This is a genomic window from Wolbachia endosymbiont of Dipetalonema caudispina (assembly GCF_013365495.1).
Taxonomy (GTDB): Bacteria; Pseudomonadota; Alphaproteobacteria; order Rickettsiales; family Anaplasmataceae; genus Wolbachia.
Genome location: NZ_CP046580.1, coordinates 204,628 through 216,183, shown reverse-complemented (window position 1 = coordinate 216,183; position 11,556 = coordinate 204,628). Strand labels below are relative to the sequence as shown.

Genomic DNA, 11,556 nt, shown 5'->3' with positions numbered 1-11,556 from the left:
TCATCATGCAAAGAAATAATAACTGTTCATACCTATGATCTAAAAGTATCATAGGTTATTTAAACACTATAATTATCTTTAAATATTAAATTAGCAACTAATCCACTGTTTTTGCTTTATTTTTACAAAAATAATTATCACCTTTACACTAACATAATTGTACAATAAGTTTATATATTTTTTAGCTCAAACATAAATAATTTCTATCTAACTCCTATAAAAATTTATTACTCATCTCTAATAAAAATATTCCAAGTGATCAAGATACTGGTAACAAATAGACTATGTCATCAGGATAACTCAAAATAAGAACTTGCTATATTTTTAAAAAGTACTTTTTAATCTTTAAAACTTTAATCCTAAACTTATACTCAATATATAATCTATTTCATTAATATAAAAATATTGACACTATAAAGCATTAAAGTTTTACATTATATATTAACCCAAAATACCTATCCAACACCTGGCTTGTTCTAAAGTTGATTGAGCACTAAAAATAAGCAGCCATCTCCAATTAGTTAGGTAATTCTTACATAAAAATGCAATAAACACTAAAGCCCCTCATTTCGTTAAAAAAACCAAAGATTAACTCACATAAATATTATACCTTATTAAAAATCATTATCATAAAACTAAGCTAATCTTCTAACAATTTTAAATTTATTGCAGACTTTTTCTCTTCTCCATTTCTACCTCGCTCCTCCCTAAGCTCATAACTCACTCTTTCCCCCTTTATTCCCTTTTCCTTATTTTCTCCTCTAAGCGAATCAGGCTTTATTCCTGAACGCTCTAATGTACTAATATGCACAAAAACATCACTGCCTTTAGTTTCTGGCTTAATAAAACCATAACCTTTTTCAGCATTAAACCACTTTATATTACCAAATTCCATTAAAATAACCCCTAAAAAAACTACCAACTAGAATTGCTTAATGTGATGAAAAACTTTGAAATTATAATAAGAATATCTGAAACTAATTACTAGAACTCAATTCCCATACTCCATAGTCTATCCTAACATTATATAATCATAGTATACAAATATTATATTGAACGCAACTAAATTTTTAATTACTGAGTGAACCTGCAACTGTCATTTTACCAACTTTAATTGTTGGCGAATTAAATTGTCCACAAAAAGTTAAATCATTTGCAACAACCAAATTAGCAAACATATCTTTTAGATTGCTAGCAACAGTAATTTCATGTATTGGATATGTTATCCTTCCATTTTCTACAAAGAAACCCGATGCACCTTGACTATAATCACCATTAATTAAATTAACACCAAAACCAAATAACTCAGTTATATATACTCCGCTTTTCACTTCCCTAATCAATTCTTCAAATAAAAAATCACCATTTTCAATATAAAAATTACTGGCTGCAGGAAGAATTGCAGCATTGCTTGCACGCATCGCATTTCCAGTTGTTTTTAAGCTTAGTTTTTTAGCTGAATACAAATCCAAAATCCAATTTTGTAGCACCCCATTTTTTACAAATATATTTTTTCTACTAATTATCCCCTCTCCATCAAAAGGTCTTGATTCTATACCCTTTGGTAACAATGGATCATCAATGATATTAATTTTATTATTAAAAACTTGAGCATTTAAACTACTCCTTAAAAAAGAGCTACTACCCACTATATTGTTACCATTTATAGCAGAAGCAAAAATCTTTACTAATTCTTTTGCTGCCTTTTTTCCAAAAATAACTGGAAAAACTCCAGTTTTAATTGAACGTGAATTCAATTGATTAATTGCTCTCTTTGCTGCCTCTTTTCCTATTAATCTTGGCGACTTCAAATCAACAAAATTACAAACTATATCATAATCACAACCAACCTTCATTTCACTTCCTTCTCTAGCAACAACAGAAACCCAATTAGTAAAGATTGATTTACTAAATAAACCAACAAAACCAGAAACAGTAGATAACACTGTATTCACTAAAGAATACGAAGTAGAAGCTCCTTCAGAATTAACGACCTTTTTACTATATGTAAAAGCTGCATTTTCTGCAGCTTCAGCAAGTTCTTTCAAATTATCAATAGTCACAACCGTATTATCTAAAATACCTAAATCTGTAGAAGAAATATAATTATCCTTATCTACAGCAAAATTAATATAAGGATCCTTTGGTGCATTCTTTGCCATTTCTACTACTTGATTTACTGTATTATCAAGATTATTTAAATCATTTGTAGAAATATATGCAGCTTTAGTCTTACCTACTATAGCCCTTATTCCTATAGTACAATTTTTAGACTGTGATATTTGTTCAATTTTTGATAAACGTTGAGAAACTAAAATCTTACTAGTCTCATATACCAAAACTTCCGCATCCTGGTTTTGCTTCTTTATTAATTTTATAATATCTGCTACAATATTTAGTATATCCATCTTTATCCTTCTTCAAATTTTATAAAGACTCCGCACCACTTATCACCTCAATTAAGTCTGTCGTAATTGCTGCTTGACGAGAACGATTATAAAACAGAGCTAATTTATTTAATATTTCTTTAGTATTTCTATTTGCTGATTCCATCGCAACCATCCTAGCACTATTCTCACTTACTACACTTTCAAGCAAAGCAGAATAAAGAGCGGCTACAACATAATCTCGAATCAAAAAGCGCAAAACAAACTCAGTATTTTTTTGTGGCTCAAATTCATAGCTATAATCTATCATGGTGGGAGTAATCAAAGAATTATCAATCAAGGATGAATCTTTATTCCATGGCTTTATTGTTTCCAATACAGGCCTTTGTGTAAAAGTATTATAAAATTTATTATAAAAAACTTTCACTTTATTATATTTACTAAGATCAATACTATCAACTAAAGATTCTACACGCTTTAATGTAATTTCTCTACTATTTTCAACCTTCAAAATACTTTTATAAATAAATTTATTTTGACCTACTTCAAAAGCTTTCTTACCCCAAAGTATAACATCTACTTTTCTACCATCCGTAATTAATGTATTAATATACTTTTGACTATATTTCACAATAGAAAAATTAAAATTGCCACATAAGCCATGATCAGAAGCAATAATAAATACTAAATAAGGACCACTACCATCAATATTTAAAATTTTTACTAGTAATTCTTGATCAACTAATACCAATAATGAAAAAATAATACTATGCAGTTTAGATATGTACAATTTTGAATTTGATAACTTTTTTTGACTCTGTAACAATTTTGCTGCAGAAACCATCTGCATTATTTTTGTAATCTTCTTTACAGATTTAATATTTTTCACTCTTAAAGACAATTCCTTCAAACTCTTCATTCTATAATGTGCCCCTAATTTATTGAAAATTACAATCTCTCATTAAAAAAACAAGTATTCTCAATATAAAAAAACATGAACTTATACTCTTAATTAGCATTCACGATATTATTCAAATTTAATATATAATAAAAAAAATAGTCAATCTACATGTTAAATAATACTATTTGTTATACAAAATAAATACGCATTTACAACGATAACTTATTATAAATACTTTACAAAAAGTATTAACAAAAAAAAAGATAAAAACTTAAATAGCCAGTTCTTTACTCTCTAAACTCTCAAACTAGTATTTTAGTTATCCCAAATAAATTCATAAATATATTTCTCTAATCTAAAAATTTTTAAAGCACTTAAAAAATTAAAATAACATAAAGTATAAATTATATAGAAAAATTAAATATACCACTATTTATAATACTCTTATTATGTAACTTGTATAGTTATAAGAATAACTAACACCCCATTTCTATAAAAGAACATTAGAAAATTTTTAAGTAGTTCTATAGCTAACTTAAATTCTTTAGACAAATATTTTTACATTAAAGTTAAAGTAATCAGAAAGAAACACTCAAGCCTATCTCAACATAACTTCTCACTCTTACCTCCGCCCAAACAATTTTTCAATATCACTCAGCTTAATCTCTATATAAGTCGGTCTTCCATGGTTACATTGTCCAGAATACGGTGTTTCTTCCATTTGCCTAAGCAACATATTCATCTCTTCTAACTTCATCTCCCTACCAGACCTAATAGACTTATAACAAGCAATCGTAGCTAATATTCTGTTTACCTTTTCTTCTATCGGCAAAGTATCCTCCATTTCTATTAATCTATCAATTATATTTATTAGCATTTCCTTTACATCTATTTTTCCTAAAATTGCAGGAATTTCTCTTACTACAATTTCATTTTTTGATCTAATCTCAATACAAAAACCCATTTCAAAAAGCTTATCGTTATAAGCCTCAATCATTTCCATTCCAACCTGATTCTTAATTTCAATCGTTTCAGGAAAAAGCAGTTCCTGTCTCTTTATTCTTGATCTTTGTTTTAAGCACTCATAAATTAACCTCTCATGAGCTGCATGCTGATCAACTATAATCAATTTATCTTGAGCCTCAGCAATAATATAAATATTATAAACTTGACAGCGTGCAAATCCTAGAGGATAATACCCAATTAAATTAATTTGCTCACCTTCGAGAACCACATTTTTTGTTTGTAACAAAGATTTTTGTACACTAGCACAATCAAATGATTCAGACCGTTCCCGTTGTTCCGACAAGCTTTTCTTTTCCCTATTTGATAAATTGAATACTTCTACTAAACAATTTCCGAAACGTTTTGGCTTTTTTCCATAAAGTCCTTTACGAACATCAGATGCAGCACTAGGCAATATATTTCTCACAAAACCATTGGTTATTGAAGCAACTGAATGCTGAAATCTAGTATAAATCTCTGTATCATAGCCTGAAATAATATTAGAAACACCTATTCTCGTTGATAATGCCTTTACCAACTCTTTCGTTACTATTTCATATATTACTCTCTTATTCTGAAACCTCACCTCTAATTTATTTGGATGTACATTCACATCCACTTGGTCATACGGTACCCCTAAATTCAATACTACAAAAGGATACCTATCGTTTGGAATAAAATCATGATATGCATATCGAATTGCAGCGATAAGTAAATTATCTTTAATTGGCCTTCCATTAACAAATGTATAAATCATAGTCGACTTGCCATAATTAATAGTCGGCTTACACACATATCCTGTAAGTCTGATACCATCTCTTTCTTCATCAATTTCCAAAGTATTACCTCGAAATTTTTCTTCTATTTCACACAATCTATTAAACAATGAAGCTTGCTTCACGTATTTTAAAAGTTTTTTATTGTCTGAGCTAAGATGAAATCCAATATGATAATTAATCATAGCTAAATTATTTACAATATCAATAATACTTTGAATTTCTGCTCTCTCAGTTTTAAGAAACTTCAATCTATTTGGAGTAGAAAAAAATAAATCACGAACTTCAACTTGTGTTCCCTGCGGCAAAGAACAAGGAGTAATTTCTATTATCTCTCCTCCACCTTCATAACTTATAGACCATGCTTCATTTCTTCCTCTCGCTCTAGATAATAATCTCACTCTACTTACCGCTGCTATCGATGGCAACGCTTCTCCTCTAAAACCAAGATATCTAATTTCTACTAATTCACTATCATTCAGTTTCGAAGTAGCATAGCGCATAAATGCAAGCTTCAAATCACTCTTCTCTATTCCATCTCCATCATCTGTAACAATAATAAGATTACGCCCCCCACTTTCTACTTTAATCTCTATTTTTGAACTTCCAGCATCTATTGCATTTTCTACTAACTCCTTAACTATATTTGCTGGACCATTAATTACTTCCCCCGCTGCTATACGATTTACAGTTCTTGTATCTAAAAGAACTATTACCATAAGTTTACCATAATATTGGTTTTTCCTTCACTGAATCGGTCTGTTTCTTCCTCCATTTCCTTAATTTATCCGCAATCTCGCCATTAGAAATTGACAATATAGATGCAGCAGTAATAGCAGCATTATATGCTCCACTTGCTCCTATAGACATAGTTGAAACCGGAACACCCTTCGGCATCTGTACTATAGATAACAAACTATCCAATCCATTCAATTCTTTACTACACACAGGAACACCAATAACAGGTAAATAAGTCAGTGACGCCACCATGCCAGGTAAATGAGCTGCTCCTCCCGCACCAGCTATAATAATTCTATAACCCTTCTCTTGTGCAGACTTAGCAAAATTAAAAAGTCTTTCTGGCGTTCTATGCGCAGATATTATAAATACATCATATGAAATCTCTAATATTTTTAATATATCAACAGCATAAACCATAGTATAATAATCTGATTGACTTCCCATAATTATAGCAACATCTTTTTCCATTTTCGTCATATTAACAATGAAATCTACTAACTAGATAATATTCAAATTAAAAAACAATAAACTTACATATCACGAATAATAAAATACAGCACATTTATATAAAATAGAAATTTTAAATAAACATCTATATCAAAATACAAGAAAATAAACCTTCCCAATACATATTTTAAGATAAAAAAATCATCCCAAGCATAATAGTTAATAATTATTTATTTCTATATTAATAATTCTTTTAAATTAAATAGCAGTTTAAAATTAAAAGAAATTTGATCAAAAATAATAATTATTAACTTAAAGTTCTACACATTAATATCATAATAATTATTTAGCACAAATTATATGATATTAATACTTTGAGATACTAAATTTATGTTATAATGTTTTTACAGAGCTATTATAGGTAAGTTCATATGGAAATAATATCGTTAAATAACAACTCATGCAACGTAGAAGTAAAAAAGAAATTACTCAATATAATTAGTAAAGTCATAGAAAAAAATGCTTGGACTCAAGCTCATGCAGCTGAAAGGTTAGGTGTTGATCAACCCAAAATATCACAAATCAAAAACGGTAAAACAGATGGTTTCTCTCTAGAACGACTACTAAGTTTTCTCAAAAAATTTGAACATGAGATAACAATCACAATTACAGAAAACCAAACAATAAGATCTGAACATAAAACTAGGCCCTAATAAAATACACAGTTGACATTTCATTTTTTGTGATATAGTGTAGATTCACTTAAGTAATTTTTATGGCTGAATCCATTATAGAAAAATGTACAAGTCAAGTAAGCAATCGCTTTAAATTAGTTCTATTAGCAAGTCAGAGAACACATGATTTAAATACAGGAGCAAGTACTCCAATTCAAGCTGTCAAGTTTAATAATCATAAAAACACTATCATTTCCTTATATGAAATAGCAGAAAAACAGATAGATATCCATGAACTGTTTAACCTTTTAGTTCACAGATGCAAAGGATATATGAAAGGAAATATAAGTAATATAAACAAACTAGAAAAATTACTACATTCCTCTGATAGGCAGTTTAACACAAATTTCTACACAAATCAAAAAAATATTAACATTCATAACAATGAAATAAAAAGTAAAATAGATAATAAAGAATAAATAAAATAAAAAATTACTAAAATTACGTCATCTATAAATGATTTATGTGACTATTTATATACTATTGCTTTGCATTATCGCAATGTTATACCATATAATGTCTAAATTCAGTAATATCTATGATAAAGTATTAGCATTTAATAATTTTTCAACACAAGTAATTTTACTTATATCAGCAATATCAATCATTTTAAACAGTTTCTTTTTGCTTGACATAGCATTATTATATGCTAGCATCAGTTTCATATCAACTATAGCATTAATGAAATTAATGTTACTCAATAAACTATGATAGGGTCTATTTTCATATTTTTAGGCACATTTTTAATAATCATTTCAACTATAGGAATAATTAGATTTCCAAATTTTTATACTAGATTACACGCAACAAGTATCACAGATTCTAGTGGCGCAATGTTATTATTAATTGGATTTGCTTTACAAAATAAATTCTCAATTAACACTATCAAAATAATATTGTTAATTTTTATAATATGGGTAACTAACTCAACTAACAGTTACATTTTAGCACGCACTTATTATAAAAGTAACAAAAAAAACATCAAAGAAAATTGAAATGTTAGAAATAATAAATATAACATTACTTTTATTATTACTTACAGTTACAGTTTTTATAGTACTTTCAAAACACTTAGTTATTAGTAGTATTCTAACATGTACATTCAGCTCACTCATTGCATTGATATACTTAATAATGAATGCACCTGATGTTGCAATTACTGAAGCTTCAGTTGGAGCAGGGCTCACTACAGTCTTTACATTTGCTGCACTTTCTTTAATAAAGAACCATAAAATAAATCTATCTCATAGCCCTATAATGCTTTTTTTTATATTATTTTTAGCTATATATTTATCATGCTTTATAATTCAATTACCAGACTTCGGCAGCCATGATGCTCCAATCCACCTACACGTTGCTCCTTATTATATAGAAAACACTAAAAAAATTGCTGATATCTCTAACATAGTAACAATTATCTTAGCAAGCTTCCGTGGTTATGATACATTTGGAGAAACTATAGTGGTTTTTACCGCAGCACTTTGTATAATATTGATATTAAAAGAAGAAAAAAATAAGAATGATTAAAGACCCAGTATTAAATACAGTAACATTTTTGACGGTACCATTTATTATTCTATTTGCTTTGTACATATTATTCCATGGTGACTACACTCCAGGAGGAGGGTTTCAAGCAGGAATAATTATTGCTTCTGGAATAATATTATATTCAATGTCATTTGGTATACATACCACTTTAAAAGCAATACCCTATTCTGTAATCAAATTTACTAATACGTTAGGCATCCTAATTTATGGGGGAATAGGCATTACAACAATTTTACTTGGCCAAAATTTTTTATCTTATAATATATTGTCAACTAATAACATTACTGGTCAAAAATTAGGAATTTTCGTAGTAGAACTAAGTGTAGCATTTACTGTCTGCTCCTCCATGCTTATTATATACATAAATTTTGTCCGTAAAAAAAATAATGACTTCATATAATTACATAATTATTATTATATTAATGATACTAGGTTTGTATATTACCATAAATGATAAAAATTTAATTAAGAAAATGATAGGAGTAAATATTTTTCAAGCATCCGTTTTATTATTTTATATATCCTTAGGGTATGTAAAAAATTCTTTACCTCCTCTAGTAGTAGAACCAAGCTTCCACTTATATAGTAATCCTATACCGCACGTTTTAATGCTTACTGCCATAGTAGTTGGAATTGCAACATTCTCAGTAGGGTTATCTATAATAATAAAAATAGAAGAAAAATATGGAACAATTAACCAAAATAAGTATATGTGAATTAACAATATCTTAAACTATATATAAAATAAGCAAGTGATCAAAGTTAAACCATAAACTTATTTACTGTAGGTTTATTTGCTAACAGTAAAAATTTTAAATTATAAAAGTAATGATATCAACTATTAACAACGAAGAAGATAAGAAAAAAATCATTAGAGATCTCATAACCAAAAGCATAAGAAAAGGTGGTTTTATTACTTTCGACGACATAAATGAAAAATTATCAGACGAAAACTTTTCATCTGATTTTATAGATGACACCATATCTCTATTACAAGATTCAGGAATTAACATACTTGAAAACAGCGAAGATGAAGAAGAATCTCTCTCTAATAATGATGACAACAAACTCGATGAGGACGACACATTATCAAATGTTACTACAACCTTAATACAAAATGACGACCCGGTAAGAGTTTATCTACAAGACATGAGCTCTGTGAAACTCCTATCAAGAACAGATGAAATCACAATAGCAAAGAAAATTGAATCTGAAAAACATAATATGTTGCGTGCAATAATTGAAACATCAATAACATTAAAAATGATAAAGGCATGGCGTGATGATTTAAGTAATGGAACTCTTTCACTGAGAGAAATCATAGATTTAGACGCAATTTATAACTCTGATTTCAATACAATGCCTAAAGAAGATATCAAAGAAAATGTTGAAGATATTGAAGATTCTAATAATATTTCTGAAGTTGATAATACAGATAATAAAAAAGATGATGATGAGCAAGAAAATAGCAATGAAGACATAAGTTCAACGAATTTAAATGTTTCTATTCTCGAAATGGAAAATGATTTATTACCTAAAGTAATAGGTGCATTAAATGAAATAATTACTTTAGCAAATGAAGCATTAGTACTAAAAAAAAATTCCTCCAATGAATTAGCATATAAAAATTTATATAATCAAATATGGTCTACAGCACTACAAATTAAACTCAGTGATGCCGCTGCCGCTAAAATTACACAAAAACTTTATAATATAAATAAATCCATTTTACTTGAAGAAGCCAATCTTATTTCTAAAGCTAAAACATATGAGATCAATAGAGAAAATTTTTATAAAGTTTACGATAACATACTATTAAAGTATGGCTTAAAAAATGTAAACCTTTCAAAAATCAATAAAAATTTATCTTCTCTTGAAGATGAACTAAAAAACAAATTTACAAAATTTATAGACGATAATTCTGAGCATATAACTAACACTTTAAATAATATAAAGCAGTACATACAAGAAGATAATGTACAAGAATTTAAGAAACTAATCAAAAAAATACAAAAGCATGAACGAGAAGTCTCTGAAGCAAAACAAGAAATGATCAAAGCTAACTTAAGACTAGTAGTTTCCATAGCTAAAAAATATTCAAACAGAGGTCTTGCTTTACTTGATTTAATACAAGAAGGCAATATTGGGCTTATGAAAGCTGTAGATAAATTTGATTACAAACGCGGATATAAATTTTCAACTTATGGAACTTGGTGGGTAAGACAATCAATTACTAGAGCCATACCTGAACAATCCAAAGTGGTCAGAATACCGGTTCATATGGTTGAAATTATTAGTAAAATCAACAGAACATTAAGAAAATTAACTCATGAAATGGAAAGAGAACCTACACTAGAAGAATTGAGTACAGAACTAGGAATGCCTATGGAAAGAATACGTAAAGTCATGAAAATAGCAAGAGATCCGGTAAGTCTTGAAGCCCCAACAGGAAAAGATGATAGTAGCACTTTCGGTGATTGCATAGAAGATAAACGAGTTTCAAAACCAGAAGACGCTGCAATACTTGCTGACTTACGAGGTATTACAACTAATATCCTTGCAACTTTAACACCAAAGGAAGAGAGAATCTTAAGAATGCGTTTTGGCCTCGGTAAAGATGGAAAAGAACACACATTAGAAGAAGTAGGAAAAATTTTCAATGTAACACGTGAAAGAATTAGGCAAATAGAAGCAAAAGCCCTACGTAAATTAAAACATCCAAGTCGTGCTAGAAAACTTAGAGGATTCTTTTAAAGAAAAATTTAAATTACTATACTGTCAATTATAACTAAATATTTAAGTATATTTTTTTATCCACTAATCAACAACCATAAATAGATCTATTAATATAATTTATATACAAACAGCCTAAGCAATAAAAAAAAGCAAAAATAAATCACTATTACTTTACTTAGAAATAACAGAAGTATTGTATACTAAATTACTAAACTTTTGAAAAGTGCATAATATTTATTGTTTAATTTTTAACTATTTTATAATCTTCAAATTACCACAAT

The 11,556-nt window shown here is 28.3% G+C and carries 13 protein-coding genes; 8 read left to right on the top strand and 5 right to left on the bottom strand.

Annotated elements, in window-relative coordinates; translation table 11 throughout:
* Nucleotides 1–640: 640 nt before the first annotated feature.
* From GOY14_RS00815 to purE, 5 genes are all read right to left on the bottom strand, one after another.
* Nucleotides 641–895, bottom strand: coding sequence for a cold-shock protein (locus GOY14_RS00815; protein WP_175809381.1), 255 nt, complete (start codon nucleotides 893–895; stop codon nucleotides 641–643).
* A gap of 175 nt (nucleotides 896–1,070) precedes the next feature.
* Nucleotides 1,071–2,408: a TldD/PmbA family protein gene (locus tag GOY14_RS00810; RefSeq protein ID WP_175809379.1), complete on the bottom strand. Its 1,338-nt coding sequence runs from the start codon at nucleotides 2,406–2,408 to the stop codon at nucleotides 1,071–1,073.
* Nucleotides 2,409–2,427: 19 nt separating this feature from the next.
* Nucleotides 2,428–3,306 (bottom strand): ATP synthase F1 subunit gamma, encoded by an 879-nt coding sequence (gene atpG, locus GOY14_RS00805; protein WP_175809377.1) that lies wholly within the window; start codon nucleotides 3,304–3,306, stop codon nucleotides 2,428–2,430.
* Nucleotides 3,307–3,910: 604 nt separating this feature from the next.
* Entirely contained in the window at nucleotides 3,911–5,788 is a 1,878-nt protein-coding gene (gene mutL, locus GOY14_RS00800; protein WP_175809375.1) for a DNA mismatch repair endonuclease MutL, read from the bottom strand.
* 4 nt (nucleotides 5,789–5,792) lie between these two features.
* Nucleotides 5,793–6,287 (bottom strand): 5-(carboxyamino)imidazole ribonucleotide mutase, encoded by a 495-nt coding sequence (gene purE, locus GOY14_RS00795; RefSeq protein ID WP_175809374.1) that lies wholly within the window; start codon nucleotides 6,285–6,287, stop codon nucleotides 5,793–5,795.
* 401 nt (nucleotides 6,288–6,688) lie between these two features.
* Between purE and GOY14_RS00790 the strand changes: the two genes are divergently transcribed.
* The 8 genes from GOY14_RS00790 to rpoD all read left to right on the top strand — a co-directional run bounded on the left by GOY14_RS00790 (nucleotide 6,689) and on the right by rpoD (nucleotide 11,293).
* Entirely contained in the window at nucleotides 6,689–6,970 is a 282-nt protein-coding gene (locus tag GOY14_RS00790) for a helix-turn-helix domain-containing protein (RefSeq protein ID WP_175809372.1), read from the top strand.
* Between the two features lie 62 nt (nucleotides 6,971–7,032).
* Complete coding sequence (rpoZ, locus tag GOY14_RS00785; protein WP_175809370.1) at nucleotides 7,033–7,410, top strand: DNA-directed RNA polymerase subunit omega; 378 nt, start codon at nucleotides 7,033–7,035, stop codon at nucleotides 7,408–7,410.
* 37 nt (nucleotides 7,411–7,447) lie between these two features.
* Nucleotides 7,448–7,702 (top strand): monovalent cation/H+ antiporter complex subunit F, encoded by a 255-nt coding sequence (locus GOY14_RS00780; RefSeq protein WP_175809368.1) that lies wholly within the window; start codon nucleotides 7,448–7,450, stop codon nucleotides 7,700–7,702.
* Nucleotides 7,699–7,986, top strand: coding sequence for a monovalent cation/H(+) antiporter subunit G (gene mnhG / locus GOY14_RS00775; protein WP_175809366.1), 288 nt, complete (start codon nucleotides 7,699–7,701; stop codon nucleotides 7,984–7,986). Before GOY14_RS00780 ends, mnhG begins: the two co-directional genes overlap by 4 nt.
* A 1-nt stretch (nucleotide 7,987) precedes the next feature.
* Nucleotides 7,988–8,518, top strand: a complete 531-nt coding sequence (locus GOY14_RS00770) for a DUF4040 domain-containing protein (protein ID WP_175809364.1) — start codon at nucleotides 7,988–7,990, stop codon at nucleotides 8,516–8,518.
* A complete protein-coding gene (locus GOY14_RS00765) occupies nucleotides 8,511–8,939 on the top strand; it encodes a Na(+)/H(+) antiporter subunit B (RefSeq protein WP_175809362.1) in 429 nt (142 codons plus the stop codon). Before GOY14_RS00770 ends, GOY14_RS00765 begins: the two co-directional genes overlap by 8 nt.
* Nucleotides 8,926–9,255, top strand: a complete 330-nt coding sequence (locus GOY14_RS00760) for a cation:proton antiporter subunit C (protein ID WP_175809361.1) — start codon at nucleotides 8,926–8,928, stop codon at nucleotides 9,253–9,255. The genes GOY14_RS00765 and GOY14_RS00760 overlap by 14 nt, the downstream gene beginning before the upstream one ends.
* 115 nt (nucleotides 9,256–9,370) lie before the next feature.
* The gene (gene rpoD, locus GOY14_RS00755; protein WP_175809851.1) at nucleotides 9,371–11,293 is read left to right on the top strand and encodes an RNA polymerase sigma factor RpoD; all 1,923 of its coding nucleotides are present in this window, start codon (nucleotides 9,371–9,373) and stop codon (nucleotides 11,291–11,293) included.
* Nucleotides 11,294–11,556 lie beyond the last annotated feature (263 nt).

Bases quoted from the DNA above. Each gene is read 5' to 3' on its own strand.
- GOY14_RS00815 (WP_175809381.1), bottom strand. From the start codon at position 895: ATGGAATTTGGTAATATAAAGTGGTTTAATGCTGAAAAAGGTTATGGT.
- GOY14_RS00810 (WP_175809379.1), bottom strand. From the start codon at position 2,408: ATGGATATACTAAATATTGTAGCAGATATTATAAAATTAATAAAGAAG.
- atpG (WP_175809377.1), bottom strand. From the start codon at position 3,306: ATGAAGAGTTTGAAGGAATTGTCTTTAAGAGTGAAAAATATTAAATCT.
- mutL (WP_175809375.1), bottom strand. From the start codon at position 5,788: ATGGTAATAGTTCTTTTAGATACAAGAACTGTAAATCGTATAGCAGCG.
- purE (WP_175809374.1), bottom strand. From the start codon at position 6,287: ATGACGAAAATGGAAAAAGATGTTGCTATAATTATGGGAAGTCAATCA.
- GOY14_RS00790 (WP_175809372.1), top strand. From the start codon at position 6,689: ATGGAAATAATATCGTTAAATAACAACTCATGCAACGTAGAAGTAAAA.
- rpoZ (WP_175809370.1), top strand. From the start codon at position 7,033: ATGGCTGAATCCATTATAGAAAAATGTACAAGTCAAGTAAGCAATCGC.
- GOY14_RS00780 (WP_175809368.1), top strand. From the start codon at position 7,448: ATGATTTATGTGACTATTTATATACTATTGCTTTGCATTATCGCAATG.
- mnhG (WP_175809366.1), top strand. From the start codon at position 7,699: ATGATAGGGTCTATTTTCATATTTTTAGGCACATTTTTAATAATCATT.
- GOY14_RS00770 (WP_175809364.1), top strand. From the start codon at position 7,988: ATGTTAGAAATAATAAATATAACATTACTTTTATTATTACTTACAGTT.
- GOY14_RS00765 (WP_175809362.1), top strand. From the start codon at position 8,511: ATGATTAAAGACCCAGTATTAAATACAGTAACATTTTTGACGGTACCA.
- GOY14_RS00760 (WP_175809361.1), top strand. From the start codon at position 8,926: ATGACTTCATATAATTACATAATTATTATTATATTAATGATACTAGGT.